Source organism: Pseudomonas gingeri (genome assembly GCF_013385425.1).
In the GTDB taxonomy this organism is placed as follows: domain Bacteria; phylum Pseudomonadota; class Gammaproteobacteria; order Pseudomonadales; family Pseudomonadaceae; genus Aquipseudomonas; species Aquipseudomonas gingeri_D.
This window is the reverse complement of the sequence record NZ_JACAQA010000025.1, coordinates 26615-45631: the sequence shown is the minus strand read 5'-3', so window position 1 is coordinate 45631 and position 19017 is coordinate 26615. Positions and strand designations below refer to the sequence as shown.

At 63.9% G+C, this 19017-nt stretch carries 18 protein-coding genes; 6 read left to right on the top strand and 12 right to left on the bottom strand.

All coding sequences use genetic code 11. The annotated features are described in order from the left end of the window. Position 1: 1 nt before the first annotated feature. A complete protein-coding gene (locus tag HX830_RS25070) occupies positions 2 to 1492 on the bottom strand; it encodes an aldehyde dehydrogenase (RefSeq protein WP_177103262.1) in 1491 nt (496 codons plus the stop codon). 348 nt (positions 1493 to 1840) lie between these two features. On the opposite strand from HX830_RS25070, the gene HX830_RS25065 reads away from it, so the two are divergent. Continuing rightward, positions 1841 to 2755, top strand: a complete 915-nt coding sequence (locus tag HX830_RS25065; RefSeq protein ID WP_177103260.1) for a LysR substrate-binding domain-containing protein — start codon at positions 1841 to 1843, stop codon at positions 2753 to 2755. A gap of 4 nt (positions 2756 to 2759) precedes the next feature. Here the strand turns inward: HX830_RS25065 and argE are convergent, their stop codons facing one another. The 3 genes from argE to HX830_RS25050 form a co-directional block, all read right to left on the bottom strand. Next, positions 2760 to 3911: an acetylornithine deacetylase gene (gene argE, locus HX830_RS25060; protein WP_152742012.1), complete on the bottom strand. Its 1152-nt coding sequence runs from the start codon at positions 3909 to 3911 to the stop codon at positions 2760 to 2762. Next, positions 3912 to 4586, bottom strand: coding sequence for a DUF1028 domain-containing protein (locus tag HX830_RS25055; protein WP_152742011.1), 675 nt, complete (start codon positions 4584 to 4586; stop codon positions 3912 to 3914). 174 nt (positions 4587 to 4760) lie between these two features. After that, a complete protein-coding gene (locus tag HX830_RS25050; protein ID WP_177103258.1) occupies positions 4761 to 6143 on the bottom strand; it encodes an aspartate aminotransferase family protein in 1383 nt (460 codons plus the stop codon). 130 nt (positions 6144 to 6273) lie between these two features. Here HX830_RS25050 and HX830_RS25045 point away from each other — a divergent pair, with 130 nt between their 5' ends. From HX830_RS25045 to HX830_RS25035, 3 genes are all read left to right on the top strand, one after another. Beyond that, the gene (locus HX830_RS25045; RefSeq protein WP_103499583.1) at positions 6274 to 6906 is read left to right on the top strand and encodes a TetR/AcrR family transcriptional regulator; all 633 of its coding nucleotides are present in this window, start codon (positions 6274 to 6276) and stop codon (positions 6904 to 6906) included. A gap of 114 nt (positions 6907 to 7020) precedes the next feature. Then, entirely contained in the window at positions 7021 to 8340 is a 1320-nt protein-coding gene (locus HX830_RS25040) for a flavin-containing monooxygenase (RefSeq protein ID WP_177103256.1), read from the top strand. Between the two features lie 55 nt (positions 8341 to 8395). After that, positions 8396 to 8833, top strand: coding sequence for a RidA family protein (locus tag HX830_RS25035; RefSeq protein WP_152742008.1), 438 nt, complete (start codon positions 8396 to 8398; stop codon positions 8831 to 8833). A 3-nt stretch (positions 8834 to 8836) separates the two neighbouring features. Here the strand turns inward: HX830_RS25035 and HX830_RS25030 are convergent, their stop codons facing one another. The 6 genes from HX830_RS25030 to HX830_RS25005 form a co-directional block, all read right to left on the bottom strand. Continuing rightward, positions 8837 to 10222: a PepSY-associated TM helix domain-containing protein gene (locus HX830_RS25030; RefSeq protein ID WP_152742007.1), complete on the bottom strand. Its 1386-nt coding sequence runs from the start codon at positions 10220 to 10222 to the stop codon at positions 8837 to 8839. 45 nt (positions 10223 to 10267) lie between these two features. Beyond that, positions 10268 to 12664 (bottom strand): TonB-dependent receptor, encoded by a 2397-nt coding sequence (locus tag HX830_RS25025; RefSeq protein ID WP_177103254.1) that lies wholly within the window; start codon positions 12662 to 12664, stop codon positions 10268 to 10270. Positions 12665 to 12769: 105 nt separating this feature from the next. Continuing rightward, positions 12770 to 13144 (bottom strand): DUF2946 domain-containing protein, encoded by a 375-nt coding sequence (locus tag HX830_RS25020; RefSeq protein ID WP_177103252.1) that lies wholly within the window; start codon positions 13142 to 13144, stop codon positions 12770 to 12772. A gap of 96 nt (positions 13145 to 13240) precedes the next feature. Continuing rightward, positions 13241 to 14263, bottom strand: a complete 1023-nt coding sequence (locus tag HX830_RS25015) for an FUSC family protein (protein WP_256350632.1) — start codon at positions 14261 to 14263, stop codon at positions 13241 to 13243. A 47-nt stretch (positions 14264 to 14310) separates the two neighbouring features. Next, positions 14311 to 15378, bottom strand: a complete 1068-nt coding sequence (gene mdtN, locus HX830_RS25010; protein WP_103494275.1) for a multidrug transporter subunit MdtN — start codon at positions 15376 to 15378, stop codon at positions 14311 to 14313. A gap of 15 nt (positions 15379 to 15393) precedes the next feature. Next, positions 15394 to 15696, bottom strand: a complete 303-nt coding sequence (locus tag HX830_RS25005) for a YtcA family lipoprotein (protein ID WP_177103248.1) — start codon at positions 15694 to 15696, stop codon at positions 15394 to 15396. A 208-nt stretch (positions 15697 to 15904) separates the two neighbouring features. Here HX830_RS25005 and HX830_RS25000 point away from each other — a divergent pair, with 208 nt between their 5' ends. Then, positions 15905 to 16927 (top strand): AraC family transcriptional regulator, encoded by a 1023-nt coding sequence (locus HX830_RS25000; protein WP_177103246.1) that lies wholly within the window; start codon positions 15905 to 15907, stop codon positions 16925 to 16927. A gap of 149 nt (positions 16928 to 17076) precedes the next feature. Then, on the top strand, positions 17077 to 17427 hold the full coding sequence (locus tag HX830_RS24995; protein ID WP_103494278.1) for a BON domain-containing protein: 351 nt from the start codon (positions 17077 to 17079) through the stop codon (positions 17425 to 17427). 93 nt (positions 17428 to 17520) lie between these two features. Here the strand turns inward: HX830_RS24995 and HX830_RS24990 are convergent, their stop codons facing one another. Further along, positions 17521 to 17976, bottom strand: a complete 456-nt coding sequence (locus HX830_RS24990) for a hypothetical protein (protein ID WP_248764446.1) — start codon at positions 17974 to 17976, stop codon at positions 17521 to 17523. 41 nt (positions 17977 to 18017) lie between these two features. After that, complete coding sequence (locus tag HX830_RS24985; RefSeq protein ID WP_177103244.1) at positions 18018 to 18926, bottom strand: helix-turn-helix domain-containing protein; 909 nt, start codon at positions 18924 to 18926, stop codon at positions 18018 to 18020. Positions 18927 to 19017 lie beyond the last annotated feature (91 nt).

Sequence of the window (19017 nt, the reverse complement as noted above, 5' to 3'; positions counted from 1 at the left end):
TTCAGCGCAACTGAAACCAGGTGGTCTTCAACTGGGTGTATTTGTCGAACGAATGCAGTGACAGATCGCGGCCAAAGCCGGACTGCTTGCCGCCGCCAAAGGGCACGCAGACGTCCAGGGCATCCACGGTATTGACCGAGACGGTGCCGGCATTCAAGCGGGCCGCGACGCGGTGGGCGCGGTTGAGGTCGTCGCTCCACAGCGACGCGGCCAGGCCGTAGATATGCTCGTTGGCCATCCGTACGGCATGGTCTTCATCGTCGAAGGCGGTGATCGCCAACACCGGGCCGAAGACCTCCTCACGGGACAGGCGCATCTCGGGGCTGACCTGGGTGAACAGTGTCGGCTGGATAAAATTGTTCGAGCCGTTGATCGTCACCCGTTCACCACCGGCTACCCGTCGGGCGCCGTCGGTACTGGCTTGGCTGATGTAATCCATCACCCGAGTGGCCTGCCGGGCGTCGACCATCGCACCCATCCGGCTGGCCGGGTCAAGCGGATCGCCCGGTTGCCAGTGGCGGGCCTTTTCCTGCAGGCGTTCGACGAACTCATCGTGAATGCAGCGCTCGACCAGCAGCCGCGAGTTCGCCGAGCAGACTTCACCCTGGTTGAAGAAAATCCCGAAGGCGGCCTTTTCCGCCGCCAGGTCCAGGTCCTGGCAATCGGCGAACACCAGGTTCGGGCTCTTGCCGCCGCATTCCAGCCAGACCTGCTTGAGGTTGGATTGCGCCGCGTACTGCATGAAGTATTTGCCGACCTGGGTCGAGCCGGTAAAGGCCAGCGCATCGATATCCGGGTGCAGGCCCAGGGCGCGCCCGGCCTGTTCGCCAAGGCCGGTGACCACATTGAACACCCCGGGCGGCACACCGGCCTCAAGCGCCAGCTCGGCCAGGCGCAGGGCGGAGAAGGGCGATTGCTCGGCGGGCTTGAGAATCACACTGTTGCCTGCCGCGAGGGCCGGCGCGACTTTCCAGGCCGCCATGTCCAGGGGGAAGTTCCACGGCACCACGGCCGCGATCACACCCAACGGTACCCGGGTGATGGTCGCCAGGGTGCCGGGTCCGGTGGGCGCCACCTGGTCGTAGAGTTTGTCGAGGCTTTCGGCGTACCAGGCAAAGACCTGGGCCGCGCCGGGGACATCGATGTTGTAGGCATCCATGACCGGTTTGCCCATGCTCAAGGAGTCGAGCAACGCCAGCTCCTCGCGGTGGGCCAGGGTCAACTCGCTGAGCCGCAGCAGGATCGCCTTGCGCTCCCTGGGCTGCATCCGGGCCCAGGGCCCGTTGTCGAAACTGTTGCGGGCCACCCGCACGGCCCTGTCGATATCGACGTCCGAGCAGGCCGTGACCCGCGCGAGCAAGGCGTTGGTGGCGGGGTTGATCACGGCGAATGTGGCGCCGTCCCGGGCCGTATGGGCCCGCCCGTCAATACAGGCGACATCGATCAGGCGCTGCTGTCCCGCCAGGCGTTGCCACGTGTTCAAGTCAGTCACTGCACCCTCCAAAATAGCCTCTGATGGGCCATGTCCACGATCCGTTGTGCCGATAGTGGGGGAAGTGCGCGGTCCACGAAATGAGTAAAAATGTCTTCGCTATCGATAAAAAAACTCATCAGGCGTGCACTGAAATGGCGCGTGCCTGGACAGGTTTTTTAGCGTCAGGCCCCAGGAAATTAATGGTTTCTCGCGTTTCGTGAACACCGCAGAATCGGCTGGATGCTCACGTCGTCGGGGCAGTGCGCGCGGTACGGTTTTTACCGGTGGCGTGTAAGCTTCTGAGGACCCGGCCCGATTCTTGATGGGCGATGTGGATGCATTCGCTTTGCCATTTCCGAGGTAGCCATGGCCGCTTACAACTTGCGACAACTCAGATATTTCGTCACCACTGTCGAGTGCGGCAGCGTCGCCGAAGCCTCCCGCAAGCTCTATATCGCCCAGCCTTCGGTGTCGACCGCGATCAAGCACCTGGAAGAAAGCTTTGCCGTGCAATTGTTTATCCGCCATCACGCCCAGGGCGTATCGCTGACCCCCAGTGGTGCACGGTTCTACCGCAAGGCCCAGGAGCTGCTGCGGGTGGCCCACGAGTTCGAGCAGAATGCCTTGGCGGACAACGATGTGGTTGCCGGGCAGATCGATATCGGCTGTTTCGAAACCGTCGCGCCGCTCTATCTGCCGCGCCTGATCGCCGGCTTTCGCGACCGCTGGCCGGGGGTGGAGATCCGTATTCGCGATGGCGAACAACAGGAACTGGTGCAGGCGCTGACGTCGGGCAGTATCGATCTGGCCATTCTTTATGAACATGACCTGGACAGCACCATCGATACCGTACCGCTGATGGCGCCGCAGCAACCCTATGCGCTGTTGCCGGAAGGGCACCGTTTCGCCCACCAGGCCAAGGTCTCGTTGCACGACCTGGTGCTGGAGCCGATGGTGCTGCTGGATGTGCAACCCAGCCGGACCTACTTTGTGAGCATCTTCGAGGAGCTGGGCCTGACCCCGCATATCCTGTTCAGCTCGCCTTCCATTGAAATGGTCCGGGGTATGGTCGGGCGCGGGTTCGGCTTTTCAATTCTGGTCACCCGGCCATATTCCGATTACACCTACGACGGGCAGAAGGTGGTACGCGTGCCGTTGGCCGAGCAGGTCACCGGCTCCGGGTTGTCCGCCGCCTGGTTGCACCGTGGGCAACTGACCAAGCCGGCGCAGTTGTTTGTCGACCATTGCCGCGAGGTCTTGGCGCCCAAGCTGGACGCCTGAGGGATCAGCTTCGCAGCGCCTGGATCAGGCGCTGGAGCATGGCATCGCAGCCCTGGAGCTGCTCAAGGCTGACAAACTCATCGGGCTTGTGGCCCTGGTCCATGCTGCCGGGGCCGCAGACTACCGTCGGAATGCCGATGGCGTCGAACAACCCGCCTTCGGTGCCGAAGGCCACGGTGCTGAACTCGCTCGATCCACAGAACTGCGCGATCAACCGCGCCGCTTCGCTCTGCGGGTCGGTGGCCAGTCCGGGGTAGGCCGAGAGTTCGGAAAAGCGGATGTTGCTGGCCTCGTTGACGGCACGCATTTTCGGCAGTACTTGTTGTTCGGCGTACTGCTCCAACTGCTGGGCGACTTCACGGGGATCGAGGTTGGGGAGTGCCCGCACTTCGAAATCGAAGCGGCAGTCGGCGGGGACGATATTGAGCGCCTTGCCACCGCTGATCAGCCCGGTCTGCACGGTGCTGAAGGGTGGGTCGAAGCGTGGGTCGTGCAAGTGCGGGGCGCGCAGCTGTGAACCGATACGCCCCAGTTCGCCGATCAGTTCGGCGGCGTATTCGATGGCATTGACGCCCTGGGGGGCGTACGCCGAGTGACAGGCCGCGCCGTGGACATCGCAGCGCATCGCCAGCTTGCCCTTGTGGCCGAGCACCGGCTTGAGTTCGGTGGGTTCGCCGATAACGCACAGCAGCGGCTTGTGCGGCCGCTGTTCAAGTTCGGCGAGCAGCGAGCGCACGCCCAGGCAACCGACTTCTTCGTCATAGGACAGGGCGATGTGCACCGGCATGCGCAACGGCGCGGCCAGCAATTGCGGCACGGCCGCCAGCACACAGGCGATATAGCCCTTCATGTCGGCGGTGCCGCGACCGTAGAGCTTGCCGTCCTTTTCGCTCAGTTCGAACGGCGCGACAGTCCAGGGCTGGGCGTCCACCGGTACCACGTCGGTATGGCCGGAGAGCACGATGCCCGGACGGTCGTCCGGGCCCAGGGTGGCGAACAGGTTGGCCTTGCTGCGCGCCTCGTTGAAGATCAGTTGGCAAGGAACATCCAGCCGCGCCAGGTAGTCGCGGACAAACTCGATCAAGTGCAGGTTGGACTCACGGCTGGTGGTGTCGAAGGCGATCAGCGCGGCCAGTAGATCGCGGCTGCTGTTCATCTATTCATCTCCGGGCACGCCGTAGCTGGGCGCCTTGGTCGGGTCCAGGGCGCGGACGATATAGTCCTGCACTTGCGGGCTGTAGTCGGCCCAGAGTTGCGCCAGCTTGCCCACCGGGTCTTCATCCGCCCAGTCGACCCGCAGGTCGATGATCGGCCAGATCAGTTCGCCGACCACCACCATGGCCGCCGAATGCACGGGTCCTGCTTCGCCACCGGCCGCCACCGCGGCTTGCATGGCGGCGACCAGGCGATCGGCGAGTTGCCCGCCGCTGGTTTCGAAGGTGTACACCAGGGCTTCGATCACCCCCGGGTTCGCCAGCATGTTTCCGGCGGCCACACACTGCTCGCCGGACAGCGCATTGTGGCAGCCCAGGGTTTCGCCGCCACTGAAGTGCGCGGTGTTGCCCAGGTGATCGATGGCGGTCAACTGCCTGAATTGACTGTAGCCGTTGCGGGTCAGCGCCTTGTCCAGGGCTTGCGCAGGCGACAGCCCGAGTTCCAGCTGGTCGAGCACCTGCGGGCCGAGAGCGGGGAGGGTGATGTTCTGGGTGGCGACCGCCCCCACACTGGGGCGCAGCCAGGGGCAACGGGCGCCGACGGCAATGCTGGATGAACTGATGGCTATGCCCAATTGGCCTGTTTCGGCACAACGGGCGACGATTGAAAACGTCATGGTGGGGTGATCCTGTTTCCGTCCAGAGTCGCCATCCGCGCCCCGGACAGCCTGCGCAGAGGCTGCCCGGGCGGGGATTGGGTATGACTGCATTCTGTCCATCAGCGGCAGCGGGCGAAACGAGGTTTTTTATGGCGCTTGGTTAAGTAAAAACTTGTCAGTGGGCGTCGGGCGTTACAGGCGGCCGTACTCGCGGGCTGTGCGATCAACCGCGATGCGAGTCTTGTCCACCAGTTCGTCCAGCTCCGCCCGCGTGGCGATCAGGGCCGGCGCCATGATCATGCGGCCCAGGGTCGAGCGGATGATCAGGCCTTCCTCGAAACCGAGGGTGCGGCAGCGCCAGGCGATCTCGTTCTCGTTGGCAAAGCGCTTGCGACTGGCCTTGTCTTCGGCGAACTGCAGCGCGGCGACCAGGCCGACGCCCTGGATCTCGCCTACCAGCGGATGCTCGCCGAACACTTCCCGCAAGCAGTTCTGCAGATAAGGCCCGGTGTCGGTTTTCACCTGCTGCACCACGCCTTCATCACGCAAGGCCTTCAAGTTGGCAATGGCCACTGCCGCCGCCACCGGGTGGCCGGAGTAGGTCAGCCCGTGGGCGAAAACACCGCCTTTTTCCACCAGGGCTTCGGCCATGCGCCGCGACAGGATCAGGCCACCCATGGGGATGTAGCCCGAGGTCAGGCCCTTGGCAATCGACAGCGTATCGGGCTCGAAGCCGAACGTCTGGTGGGCGAACCATTCGCCGGTTCGGCCAAAGCCGCCGATGACTTCGTCGGCGCACAGCAGCACGTCGTACTGACGGCAGATGCGCTGGATTTCCGGCCAATAGGTGGCGGGGGGAATGATCATGCCGCCGGCACCCTGGAAGGGCTCGGCGACAAAGGCGGCGACCTTGTCGGCCCCCAGTTCGAGGATTTTCTCTTCCAACTGGCGGGCCGCGCGCAGGCCAAATGCCTCCGGGCTCAGATCGCCATCGTGGGCGAACCAGTAGGGCTCGTCGATGTGCGCCACATCCGGGATGGTGCCGCCCATTTCATGCATGAACTTCATGCCGCCCAGGGCGGTCGCCGCCAGGGTCGAGCCGTGGTAGCCGTTCCAGCGGCCGATCATGACTTTTTTCTCCGGCTTGCCCATCACCTGCCAGAACCGGCGCACCGTGCGGATCAGCACCTCATTGGCCTCTGAGCCGGAGTTGGTATAGATGGCGTGGCTGTAGTGGGACGGCAACAGGCTGAACAGCAGTTCGGAGAGTTCGATCACCGCCGGGTGGGTGGTGTGGAAGAACATATTGTAATAGGGCAGTTGTTCCAGCTGCGCGTGGGCAGCGGCGGCCAGGTCCTTGCGGCCATAACCGAGGTGGGTGCACCACAGGCCCGACATGCCGTCCAGGTAGCGCTTGCCATCATTGTCCCAGAGCGTCAGGCGGTCGCCGCCGACCATCACCCGCGGGCCTTGCGCATTGAGCGCTTTCTGGTCGACGAACGCATGGATGTGGTGGGCGGCATCGGACGCCTGGTAGTCGCGGGTGCTGCGATTGGGGTCGAGTTCGGCGGACATGGATTATCTCCTTGGGGTGGGGTGGCTAAATAATATTTGGCACTTAAAAATATTTTTGTAAAGAAAATATTTGTTGGTGGAAAACTATTTCAGTAGGCTTGGACCTACGAAAAATCACCTCAGGACCTACATGAGCGGACTCAGAGAGCGGCAAAAGGAACAGCGCCGGCAAGTGATCGCCGAGGCCGCGCTGCTGCTGTTCAAGGCCAACGGTTTCGCCGCCACCAGCCTGGAGCAGATCGCCAACCAGGCCGGGGTCTCGGCACCTACGGTGGTGAATTATTTCGGCGGCAAGCAGGAGATTCTCGTGGCCTTGCTCAAGGCCCCCGACGAGCAGGCGATGCGCGAGGCGCGCGCCCATCTCGATGACAACAGCGACCCGCTGGAGGCCTTGTGCGAGCTTGAAGGGCTGATGACCCATTATCAGTTGCAGGCCATGCCCGCTTCCCTGTGGCGGGAGCTGGCGCCGTCGCTGTTTACCGGCGAGCTGTCCCAGGCCTTGCAGCCGTGGAACAGCGCGGTCATCGAGGAAACCAAAGCGCTGCTGGTGCACTTTCAACGCCTGGGCAAAGTGCGCGACAGCGTGGATATCGAGGTGGCGGCGACACTGTTCAACCAGTACGCCAATGTCGCCTTTATCCGCCTGGCCACTGAACCGACCCCGGACCGTGAGGCCCACGCCCGGCACATGCGCAGTGTCCTGGGGCTGATGTGCCACGGCATGCTGGTCCAACAGGAGGGGGCCACTCCAGCGCCGGCCTGAGGTTTCCCCCCAGGCCTAGTTTTTTCCTGCCTTGCGACGACAAAAATCATAATTTCGCTATTCCCTGTATCTGCACAGAATGCCTGCACACTCGCCTTCGAGAAGGACACAGGCATGACAGCTGGAATCATTGAAATCGATACGCTTGTTGTGGGCGCCGGCCAGGCCGGCGTGGCCATGAGCGAGCATCTGAGCAAACTCGGCGTGCCGCACCTGGTGCTCGAACGCAATCGTATTGCCGAAGCCTGGCGCAGCGGCCGCTGGGATTCGCTGGTGGCCAATGGGCCGGCCTGGCACGATCGTTTTCCAGGCCTGGAGTTCGATGATCTCAGTCCGGATGCCTTCGCCCCGAAAGAGCGGGTGGCGGATTATTTCGAGGCCTATGCCCGCAAGTTCAATGCGCCGATCCGCACCGGTGTGGAAGTGAAAAAGGTCGAGCGCAATAGCGGCCGGCCGGGCTTCACCGTGGAAACCTCCGAGGGCGTGATCCAGACCCGTCGCGTGGTGGTGGCCACCGGGCCGTTCCAGCGCCCGGTGATTCCGGCGATTGCGCCCCGGGACCCCGGCCTCAACCAGATCCACTCCGCGCAGTACCGCAATCCCCAGCAATTGCCCGCGGGCGCCGTGCTGGTGGTGGGTGCCGGTTCTTCGGGGACGCAGATCGCCGATGAGCTGCAACGCGGCGGCCGCACCGTGTACCTCTCGGTGGGCCAGCACGACCGGCCTCCACGGGCCTATCGCCAGCGTGATTTCTGCTGGTGGCTGGGGGTACTCGGCGAATGGGATGCGGCGGCCATGAAGCCGGGTAGGGAGCACGTGACCATTGCCGTCAGCGGCGCCGAGGGCGGGCGCACGGTGGACTTCCGCGAGCTGGCCCAGCGCGGCCTGAAACTGGTGGGGCTGACCCGGTCGTTCGATAACGGTGTGGTCAGTTTCCAGGCCGACCTGGCGGACAATCTGGACCGGGGCGACGAGAATTATCTCGCGCTGCTCAATGCCGCTGACGCCTATATCGAGCGCAACGGCCTCGACCTGCCGCCGGACCCGGAGGCCCGTCGCACCTTCCCGGATCCCGAGTGTGTGACCCGGCCGATTCTCCAACTCGACCTGGCCGAAGCGGGCATCACCACGATTATCTGGGCCACCGGCTTTGCCACCGATTACAGCTGGATGAAGGTCGATGCCTTCGACGACAAGGGCAAGCCACGCCATCAGCGCGGTGTGTCCAGCGAGTCGGGGATCTACTTTCTCGGGCTGCCGTGGCAGTCACGCCGGGGTTCGTCGTTTATCTGGGGTGTTTGGCACGATGCCAAATACATCGCCGATCAGATTGCCATCCAGCGCCAGTACCTCACCTATCGCGATGCCGCCCAGCGTGAGGCGGATATGGCCGCTGCCAGCCCCTCAGTGACCCGGTCCGCCGTCAGCGCTTGATGTCCGCCCGCCGCACTGCGCTGTGCGGCGTTGTCTTTCTTTCGAGGAGTTATCAATGTCCACGCCCACCCATACGCGTATCCGCATGTTCAACACCAAGGACACCTACCCGAACCAGTCGCTGGACAATGACCTGTGCCAGGCCGTGCGGGCGGGCAACACGGTGTATGTCCGTGGCCAGATCGGCACCGATTTCGACGGCAATCTGGTGGGGCTCGGCGACCCCGGGGCGCAGGCCGAGCAGGCGATGAAAAACGTCAAGCAACTGCTGGAAGAGGCCGGCTCGGACCTCTCTCATATCGTCAAGACCACCACCTATATCATCGACCCGCGTTACCGCGAGCCGGTGTACCAGGTGGTCGGCAAATGGCTCAAGGGGGTGTTCCCGATCTCCACCGGCCTGGTGATCTCGGGGCTTGGCCAGCCGCAATGGCTGATGGAGATCGACGTGATTGCGGTGATCCCCGACAACTGGCCGGCGCCCCGGGCCTAGGCCTTATCCGGCGGCCAGGCCGAGGAAGTTGCGCAGCGGCCTGACCCGTGACAGCAGGCAACGCTCCAGCAGCCATAGCATCAGCATGGAGGCGCCGAGCAAGGGCAGGTACAGGCCGAGCAGCACCAGCACACCGAGCATGACGGCCGGATAACGGCTTTCGGCCAGGGCCGGCGGTGCGCCGAGGGCGCCCTGGGGGCGTCGGCGCCACCAGAGCACCAGGGCGCTGAGGGACAGGGTCATCAGGCCGAAGGTGGTGAGCAGGCCGAGCAACTGGTTGGCCAGGCCGAACAGTTGGCCTTCGTGGACCGCCACGCCGTAGCCGATGACACGGTCGAGCAGGGGACGCTGGCTGAAGTCGACACGCTTGAGCACCGTGCCGCCGACCGGGTCTAGCGTCAGGTTGACCCGCTGTGGGCGGTTCGCAGCGTCGGAGCGGGCGGTCCATTTGGGTGACTGTGCCGAGGGCGGGGTGATCAGAACCGGCGACGGCAGGTGTAGCGCCTGGACCATTGGCACCAGGCGCTCCAGCGGGCTGTAGTCCGGAGCGATGGGGGGGCTCGTCGGTATCGGCATATCGTGGTGCATGCCAGGCATATTGGCGTGCTCGTCGGTCATGGGCATGTTCATCGCCCGCCGCTGGGCCATTTCCGAAGCCCGGCCGGTGGTCCAGTCCTGTTCCACGGCGTGGCTCGCGGCCCACTGCCGCACTTCCTTGAGGGCGCCGCCCCAAACGGTCGCCCAGGGCAGGCCGCTGAGGATCAGCAGGACCGCGAACAGCGAGATCCAGAAGCCGACCACCGCATGCAGGTCCCGCCAGAACAGCCGGCCACGTTGGCCCAGTCGCGGATAGATGACCCCGGCCAGGCGACCGCCTTTCGGCCACCAGAGATAGAGCCCGGAAAGCAGCATGACAATGGTCCAGCCGGCGGCCAGTTCCACCAGCGCCGAACCCAGGCCGCCCATCAGCAATTCACCGTGCAAGTGGAACAGCTGGCGGGTGAAGCGCTCGTCATCCGCCACCTGGTGCACCACCTTGGCCGTCACCGGGTCGATATAGACCCGCTGCAACGCATCGCCTTTACCCACCAGGATCTGCACGGCCTCGGTCGGGCCGTCCGGCAGTTGATAGGCGTTGACTACGCTGCCGGGCACCAACGCCAGGGCCGCTTGTATCTGTTCACTGATCGGCCTCCGTGACGCATCGGCCTGGACGTGGTTGTAGGGGCTGTCGAGCAACGCGTCGATCTGCGGACGGAACAGGTAGATCGAACCGCTCAGCGACAGGGCGAGGACAAAGGGAATGCAGAACAGGCCGGCATAGAAATGCCAGCGCCAGATCAGCCGATAGAGCCCTGCGCGCTTGTTGGCCGTTGTGAGCGTGGTCATGGGGCGTGGCTCCCGCTCTGGTGAATGGCGTCGTGCAGTGCCGGATCAATAGTCATAGTTGAGCCCCAGGAAGGCGGTGCGCTGCTGATAGGGATGCGGGCTGACGAAGTACTTTTCATTGCCCAGGTTGTCGACGCCGGCCGAGGCCGTCAGGTGCGCGTCGATCTTGTAGCTGGCCTTGATGTCGAACACGCTGTAGCTGCTGATGCCGCCATAGGTGTCATGGTTGCTGTCGGTGTTCAGCAGGGTGCTGTAGGCGCCGCTGGAGTAGCGGTAGCCGAGGGCGTAGGTCAGCTGCGCGTTCTGGTGGTAGACCGCCGAGATCCGGCTGCGCCAGCGCGGGATACGCGGGAACTCCTTGCCTTCGGCGGCCGGCGCCAGGCTGTCCTGCTGCACCTCGGATTCGGCATAGGTGAGGCTGCCCGACAGGTCCAGTCCGTCGAGGCCGACGTCGTGGGCATCGAGGGCGGTTTCCACGCCACGGATACGTGCGCGGTCGATGTTCTCGACCTGGGTCAGGTTGGGGCTGACCGTGGTGTCGGTCTGCGAGAACAGGGCGTTGCGGCGATTCTCCTGGAACAGCGAGACGCGCATCTGGTACTGGCTCCAGCTGTACTGCGTGGTCCAGTCGTAGGATTGCACGTCCTCGGGTTTGAGGTTGGGGTTGTTCTGTACCAGCTGGTTGCCGCTGGTGACCTGCTGGAACAGCTCGGTCACCGTCGGGTAGCGCACCGCTCGGCCGTAGGAAAAGCGTGTTTGCAGTTCCGGAGTGATGTCGAAGGCCAGCGCCGCCTTGGGCGAGAAGTTGTGGCGACGCTGGTCGGGGTAGCTGACCTGGGCCGGGGTGGTCGCGGTGTTGAGGTTGAAGCCGTCGAAGGCTTGCCAGTATTCCTCGCGGCCACCGAGGGTCAGGGTCCAGCGCGGCGCCAGTTTCCAGACGTCCTGCAGGTACAGTGCCTGGGTGCGGGTCTCGCCGCCGGAGGCCGCGCTCTTCGCTCCGCCGTTGCCGTTTTGCCAGTCGCTGACCTGGTAGGTGTCCTGCTTCAGCAGGTAGTCATCGATGTGATAGCCGAAGGTGACTTCATGGGCCTGGCCGAACAGCGGTTGCGGACGCCAGATCCCGCGCAGCTCTCCGGTCTGCCAACCGGTACCGTCCTGCACCTGGCGGGTGCCGGCCGAGGTCTGGCCATAGTTGGAAGCCGAGCGCGATTCTTCGTTGAGGTACTGGTAGTTGCTGTAGGCGGCATGCCAGTCGAACGGGCCCCGGGTATCGCTGCCCACCGACAGGGCATTGAGGATATGCAGCTCGTCGGTGCTGCCGGGGTTGAGGCCTGACACCGTGTAGGCCTTGCCGCCGATATTCACCGGGCCATTGTAGAAGGTCTGGCCGGCGCTGTTCTTCAGGTAGCTGTCGACGCTGGTATGGGAGTCGTCGGCCCACAAACCCAGGGTGTAGATCGCAGTGACGTCCGGGTTGATGTCCCAGCCAAGCTTGAGCTTGCCCTGGTCCTGGACGCTGTGGTCGATGGAATAGCCGCCGAACACCAGGCGCGGGTTGCCGTTCTGGTCGGTGTCCTGCTGCGCGCCGCTGACGCGGGTGGCCGAGGCCGCGGCGGTCCTGCTCGAGAGGCTGGAGGTGGCAAAGCTCATCGGCTGGCCCTGGGCGTCGAGATGGTCGTAGGAGACCCAGGCCGAGAACGGCCCGACGCGGTTGCCGCCGGCCAGGCTGACGTTGCCGCTGTTGTAGTTCTCGTGGGTGCCGTAGAGCTTGAAGTCCTGTTGCGCGCCAGTGATTGCCGCGTGGAATTCCGGGCGGGTCGGCATGCGGGTTTCCAGGGTGACCACGCCGCCCAGGGAGTTGCCCGGGTAAAGCGCGCTGAACGGCCCATACATGACGTCGACCCGGGAAATCTCGCTGGGCGAGACCAGGCCCCAGCGCGGCGGGAAGCTGTAGCTGTTGCCCAGCAGGTTGGAGAGCAGCAGGTCGTCGGCGTAGACCAGCGACTGGGCGCTGGACACGGTCCCGGTGGTGCGGGTGGAGACGATGCCGTTGCGGTCGCCGATATAGCGTTCGCGCACTTCGAGGCTTGGCAGGTATTTCAGGGCCTCGGCCGAGGTCATCAGGTTGACGCTGTCCTGGATCTGCTCGGCGCTGCGGCTTTCCACCACCGCCGGGGCGCTGGCGATAGCATGGGGCAGCGGCTGTACCTGGTCGTCGGCGGTCACCGTGACATTGCCGAGGACGATGGGGTTGGCGTCGGCACTGCTGGTGCTCGGCGCCGGGGTGTCGGCGTGTACCGGCAGGGCGGTCGGCAGCAGCACCAGGCCGCTGGCCAGAGCCGAGAGCAGGGCGTGGTTCAGGGTTGACAGGCGTCCAGCCGGCAAAAGGGCGGCCGGACGCTTCAACGCGCCGAGGGCGCGTTGCTGGGGAGTCATGGGCATCGGTATGGATCCGTGATTCAGGGCGACAAAACACGCGGAAAAACCACGGGCGCCAGGGCGCTCGCGATGTTCAGCGGATGGTTTGTTGTTGGGGAACTGCCTGGATCAGGCCTGGGGCGGCCCGCGCGGACACAGGTCCAGGGGCCATTGATAGGCCGGGCTGGGTGTTTTGCAGGAAATAAGGGTTGGGGTGGCCGGCACCAGCGGCGGCAGTACCGCCACGGCCCAGAGCAGGGCCGGGCTGTCGTGAAACAGTGAGCAGTAGCCGCAGGCGTCGAGCGTTTCGTGGGTGCCGTTATGCTCGTGCCCGCCCGCGTGGTGGGCCATGTCCATGGCATGTTCGGGGCACTCGATGCCACTTGGTGGCTGGTGCTCCAGGGCCTGGACGGTACGGGAAATCGTCGGCACGAACAGCAGCAGACCCAGGGCCAGCATGGCCATCCAGGTTGCGAATCGCTGCTGGGTTCGAGTGCGGGGCACGTGGGTTCCCGGTCAGGGGCAGGAAGAGGGCTGTGATCTTGCCACGTCGAGCACGGCGGGCAAAGGCCAGCGGCAATCTGCCGCAGAGGGCTGGCCTCAGGCTTTCGCGGACTCCGGCCACAATCCGGCATGAATCAGGGCTGTCACGATGACCCCCAGCAATATGCCCACCAGCCGATCGCGGATTTCGCTCAGATTGGTCATCGGCGCGAAGTCGGCCAGCAGCGCCAGGGCGAAGCCGAACACGATCTGGATCCCGGCATAGCTGCTGCGCGGCGAACCGGCGCTGACCCAGGCGGCCAGGCCCAGCACCGGCAGGCTCATCAGCAACAGGCCGACGATGCTGTCGATCTGTGGCACCACCCAGACCATGCACATCAGGGCCAGGGCGCTGCCGACCAGGCAGCCGATGATGCGCAACAGGCCTTTGTGCAGGGTTTTTTCCAGGCTCGGCATGGCCGTGATCAGGCAGGTAAGCATGGCGGTGTGGATACCCGGCCAGTCGACCGCCGTGTACAGCAGGTAGCACAGCAGCGCGGCGAGCAGGGTCTTGAAGGCGAACTGCAGATAGACCGGGTTTTCAAAGGCATCGGCCACCAGCAGCGGTGGCTTGGGGGCCGATGCCGCTTCACCGGGTGGCGGCGGTGCCGGCAGCAGCAGGGTGTTGACCACCACGGTCACCAGCGTCGGATAGACAATCGCGATCCAGGCCCAGAGGCAGGCCCGGGTCAGGGCTTCGGGATCGTTATTGAGGTCCACCTGGCTCTGGATATAGATGGTTATCAGGGCCACCACGAAAAACAAAGGGCTGAGCCGACAAGTGCGCATGAAAAACACGCTGGCGAAAAACACCAGACTGGCGCCGGTGATGCGCAGCAGGGGATAGTCGAAGCTGAATTTGAGCAACAGGATCGCCACGCCCACGGCCAGCGTGGTGCTGACGATAAACAGCGTGCCGAGCATCCGGGTCAGGGCCACGCTCGACTGGCTCACGAAGAACACCAGCACCAGGGAGATCGACAGCAACGGCACCTGCAAGCTCATGGCGATCAGGATGACGATCGTGCAGGCGAGCAGATGACGAAGGACCGCGTTCACTCGGCCAGGGTGATCGCTCATTTCTTCCTTGAAAATGTCCCATAACGATTGTCCCCGCGCTTCTCCCTTCATGGCGTCGGGGTCGTCGAGGCGGGCGTCGGGCTGTTACCGGTGTTGATGACCGCCACCGCCGACGCCCCAAGGCGAAACGGCTGCAGGTCCGAGCCATTGACCCGGATGCGCACCGGAAAACGTTGTGAAACCCGGACCCAGTTGATCGACCGCGCGACCTTGGGCAAGCCGTTGACATCACTCCCGCCATCGTCCGGAAATACGCCAAAGCCGATCGAGTCGACATTGCCGCTGAATGTCCGGCGGGTATCGCTCATCAGGTAGACGGTGGAGGCGTCGCCCGGGCGAATGTTTTTCAGCTCGGTTTCGCGAAAATTCGCGACCACGAACCAATGCCCGGTGTCGATCAGGCTGAACACCGACTGGCCTGCCGAGGCGAACTGGCCGGCGGTGGTCTTGAGGCCGACCACACGGCCGTCGAACGGCGCGCGAACAGTGCTGTACTCGACGTTCAGTGCCGCCCGGGCGATCTGCGCTTCAATCACCGCCCGATGGGCCACCTGGGCATCGACGCCGCTGACCGCGGTGCTGGCCTGGCGCGCTTGCAGTTGGCTGACATTGAGTTGCGACAAGGCGCTGAGCCTGGAAGTTCGTGACTGGTCGATGGCTTCCGCGGAGATATAACCGTGGGACAGCAGGGCTTCCTGGCGCCTGAGGGTGTCGCCGCTTTGCTTGGCCTGGGCCTGGACCCGCTCGATTTCGGCATGGGCGGCCTCGGCGTTCAAGCGTTGGGCGGCGATCTGCCGTTCGTTCAGGCCGATCTGCCGATCCAGCTCCACCAGCGACGCCTTGGCCTCGTCCAGTGCCGCCTGGTAGGGGCGTGGATCGATGCGCATCAGCACATCGCCCTGATGCACCTGCTGGTTTTCCCGCACCGGCAACTCGACGATGCGCCCGCTGACCTGCGGGGTGACATTGACGGTATCGGCATAGGCGTAGGCGTCGTCGGTGCGCGGCTGCGCATCCAGCCGGGCGATCACCCAGAGCAGCAGGCCCAGGGCGGCGATGCAGAGGGCGGCGATGAGCAGTCGACGAGGAACCTGTGATGACGAATGTGTTTGCATGGGGAAACGCCCGGGTTAGAAAAAGACCAGCCAGCTCAACAGCGAAAAAACCAGCGCCAGCAGTGGGTAGCTCAGCACCCATGGCTGTAGCCATGGGGTACGCTGTGTCCTGAGCAGCACGGCCCTGACCAGAAGGGTCAGCAGGACGCCGGCGATCGCGCAAAACAGCCAGTCCGGGAAATACGCACCGACCACGCTGATCGACGGCGGTTGCTTGCAGCCTGCCAGTGCCAGGCAGGCCAGTGCTCCGGCCAGCACTTTTGCGCTGCCTGGCAGGCGTCTGTCCGGACGGGGGATACGGGGAGGGCGGGTGTTCATCTCGGTCGAGGCTTCTGGTCAAATGGGCAAAATGGAGAGCGCCGCTGACGGTTAGTGTCCGGATCGAAGCGGGCGAGTGTTGCGCGGTCTTGCGTTAGCAATAGTCTAGAGATGGCGTCTGGGGTGAACATGATCTGTTCGGCCATATTATTGATAGGGAGTGCACTGTGATCGACCTTGGGTTCCTTTTGGCGGAGTCGACGCGCGAGTGAATAATCAACAGCGTAGCATCAGCAGTGCGGTGATCATGGCCAAGGTCGGCGTTGAGCGTGGCCTGTCGACCGTGGACTTTCTCGCGGGCTCCGGGCTTGAGCTCGCGGACCTGGAAACCCCGACCCATCTGGTTTCCTTCGAGCAGGAATTTCGCCTGATCCGTAACCTGCTCAAGCACTGTGGGTGCGTCACAGGCCTGGGCCTGGAAGTGGGTTCGCGCTACCGCTTCACTTCGCTGGCCGCGCTGGGCTTTGCCCTGGTCAGCAGTTCCACGTTGCGCGATGCCTTTTCACTGATTCCGTATTACTCGGAGTTGAATGCCAGCCTGGTGCGCGTGGTGGTCGACGCCCAGGCGACGGACCTGCGGATCGAATGCGAAGAGAGCGATATCCCCCTGGATTTGCGCCCGTTCATCGTCGAGCGCTCCTTTGTCGCCGGATTGAAGATCGCCAGCGATCTGCTCGGACGCACGGCGATCCCTCGGGCCATCGAGTTCAGCTTTGCCGAGCCGGCCGATATGGCGCTCTATCAGCAATTCATCGGTGTACGCCCGCGCTTCAATGCGCCGAAAAGCGCCCTGGTCTTCAGCCAGGCCGACGCGGATATCCTGCTGGCGTTGGCCGATCCCCTGGCGCTGCATATCGCCCATGACCAGTGTCGCCGAGGTTTGCCGGTCGGGCCGAAGAGCGCCGGGTTGGCCGGGCGGGTACGCGAGTTGCTGGCCGCGCAGCCGGCCGCCATGCCGGCGATGGGGCAGCTGGCTATCACTTTGTGCATGTCGGTGCGGACCTTGCGGCGCCGCTTGCAGGAGGAGGGCGCGACCTATCTCGGCTTGTGCGACGAAGTGCGCCAGGCCATGGCCGAACGTTTGCTGACGGGCTCGCGCCTGCAGATCGAGCAGATTGCCGAGACGTTGGGGTATTCGGAATCCGCCAGCTTTATCCATGCGTTCAAGCGCTGGACGGGGGAATCGCCCCATGCCTTCCGGCGGGTCCGGGCTCAGTCGCGTTCCGAGTAGGGGTTGGATGGGGTGCCGCCGGGCGCCTGCCGTCGCTTTTGGGCAGAGCGCACTATAATTAATCAGCGTCTGTGTGGCGGTGGCGCGTACTCCACAGCCGCGCCCCGGGTATGAACAGTACGTCTGAAGACTCGACAGAGGGTTCTGCCATGAAAAACCATTCCTTGCAGCATTACTCCCACGATCTGGGCATGGCCGTGCACGACACGTGGACCACCGCCCGGGTCAAATCCGCCCTGGCCATGGCGGACTCCGCGCAAAGCCTGCATATCCATGTGAAAACCCATGCCGGTACGGTGTCGTTGAGTGGCCGGGTGCTGACCCATCGCCAGTGCGAGCAGGTCATTGATCGGGTCCGCGCAGTGCCTGGGGTGCTCGACGTCGATGCCCGCGAGCTGCTGACCCATGTATTCATGCCCGCGAGCTCCATGCAAGCGCCCGATGCCGAAGAGGCCAATGAGTACCGGCCGCCGTTGCCACGGCGTGAGGATGATCAATAACACTCTCGGTATATCAGCGGCAGGGCTGGCGGTTGTCAGTCGGCCCTGCCGGGATGCGCCCCAGCGTCAGCTCTGGACGTGATACCTGGCAGGCTACGGCTCCTCAGACCTGGGGGCAGGTTTGTGTCGAACGCTGGACGCGAGCGCCCAGGCGGTAATGAGCTCCACCAGTACGGCCGACAAGATACCCGGCCCCGCATGACCCGCCCACAGTTCCCCCACACCCAACACCGCCAGGACGCCGCCGGTCACGGCGAAGCCATCGGCTACCGCCGTTCTGGCAACTGAGGGCGGGGCGCTGCGCAAGCGCGCCAGCATCAGGGCGATGCCCAGGAATAGTGCGGCCGAGCGCCGCGCCACCAAACCGGTTGCCTCGGTGTAGCCGACATTCCAGCTTTGCAGCAGAAGTTCTGGCACCCACATCCAGATCAGGGCCAGTGCCAGGCACAATGCACAAACCCATGTACAGACGGTATGAAATCGAAGTGTCATTTTATTGGGCGGCCGATTCGCCTCGGAGTGGAACAGACCTCGAATATATCCGTGCAATCCGGCGCCGTATTGAATGTTTCGGACAAACTGGAAGGGGCCTAAGCCCAGATGCGGTAGACCCAGAAGCTTTCATGGTCCAGGCAGCGTTTCAATTCATCCGGACTGAATCCGGTGTAGCGTCGGAACTCTCGGCAAAGATGGGGTTGATCGGAGAAACCGCTGTCAGCAGCCAGCTTGGACCATGCTGGCGCGACACCCGATGCGACTGGATTCGCCGCCAGTAGCACTTCTTCTATCCGACCCAGGCCACGCAGTTGCCGTAGCGTCTGGCCGGTCCAGCTCTTGATCCGCCTGTCGACCTGTCGTTCGCTCTGGCCTCGGCCTTGAACGGTTGCGCGCAGGGCCACATCGCTGGACCAGGCTGCCAGGCGATGTGCACGGGCCATTGCCGCCGAGTAAGGGGGCACGGTAGTCACTGAGTCGTGGCTCTGCGTGGCTGTCGCCCAGCGCGGCCCCAGGAATTCCTCGATCAACCTGACCCGCGCCCCATCATCCGGGGCCGTCAGTACCGCGTGTGCCATGTCCTGCCAGTCTGAATCGAACAGTGAGGCGAACGGGCTGTAACAGTTGATGTGCGGCCTGATCTCCAGGCCGGTGAGTGCCTGTATGGCATCGGGATAGATCAGCAGCGTGAAGAAATGAACCTCGTTTCCGTTGTCGCTGAACGAGGGGCGCGTGTGTGGGCCTGAAAATGCAACGGGCAAGGACGTGCATTTGTCGGGCACGCGAGAATCCTGCCCGCGGATAACCCAAACGATGACGCAGGTAGAGGTGGGTGGGAAGTGATTGCGACGCTCCTCGGGAGTCAGGGCGGCGATTTCGCGGGTGCTGCGCGATAGATAGGCTCGGATGCAGCCGGTGAGGGCTGAATGAGGGGCGTACAAGGCGCTGTGAGTCGAGCCAAGTTTGCCCTGTACTTCTCTGATCGGCCGAGTTTCATCTGTCATCGATTCAGACTAACACACGCGGCGCGCTGGTCAGAGTTGCGCACCACCAGTAACACCGGTGTCCGCTGTGGGTGCTTTGGAGCGGGACCGT

Excerpts from the sequence above, each read along its gene's own strand:
- HX830_RS25025 (WP_177103254.1), bottom strand. The coding sequence starts at position 12,664 with ATGCCCATGACTCCCCAGCAACGCGCCCTCGGCGCGTTGAAGCGTCCG.
- HX830_RS25005 (WP_177103248.1), bottom strand. The coding sequence starts at position 15,696 with ATGAACACCCGCCCTCCCCGTATCCCCCGTCCGGACAGACGCCTGCCA.
- HX830_RS25030 (WP_152742007.1), bottom strand. The coding sequence starts at position 10,222 with ATGACCACGCTCACAACGGCCAACAAGCGCGCAGGGCTCTATCGGCTG.
- mdtN (WP_103494275.1), bottom strand. The coding sequence starts at position 15,378 with ATGCAAACACATTCGTCATCACAGGTTCCTCGTCGACTGCTCATCGCC.
- HX830_RS25035 (WP_152742008.1), top strand. The coding sequence starts at position 8,396 with ATGTCCACGCCCACCCATACGCGTATCCGCATGTTCAACACCAAGGAC.
- HX830_RS25045 (WP_103499583.1), top strand. The coding sequence starts at position 6,274 with ATGAGCGGACTCAGAGAGCGGCAAAAGGAACAGCGCCGGCAAGTGATC.
- argE (WP_152742012.1), bottom strand. The coding sequence starts at position 3,911 with ATGAACAGCAGCCGCGATCTACTGGCCGCGCTGATCGCCTTCGACACC.
- HX830_RS24995 (WP_103494278.1), top strand. The coding sequence starts at position 17,077 with ATGAAAAACCATTCCTTGCAGCATTACTCCCACGATCTGGGCATGGCC.
- HX830_RS25015 (WP_256350632.1), bottom strand. The coding sequence starts at position 14,263 with ATGAGCGATCACCCTGGCCGAGTGAACGCGGTCCTTCGTCATCTGCTC.
- HX830_RS25050 (WP_177103258.1), bottom strand. The coding sequence starts at position 6,143 with ATGTCCGCCGAACTCGACCCCAATCGCAGCACCCGCGACTACCAGGCG.
- HX830_RS25040 (WP_177103256.1), top strand. The coding sequence starts at position 7,021 with ATGACAGCTGGAATCATTGAAATCGATACGCTTGTTGTGGGCGCCGGC.
- HX830_RS25055 (WP_152742011.1), bottom strand. The coding sequence starts at position 4,586 with ATGACGTTTTCAATCGTCGCCCGTTGTGCCGAAACAGGCCAATTGGGC.
- HX830_RS24985 (WP_177103244.1), bottom strand. The coding sequence starts at position 18,926 with ATGACAGATGAAACTCGGCCGATCAGAGAAGTACAGGGCAAACTTGGC.
- HX830_RS25065 (WP_177103260.1), top strand. The coding sequence starts at position 1,841 with ATGGCCGCTTACAACTTGCGACAACTCAGATATTTCGTCACCACTGTC.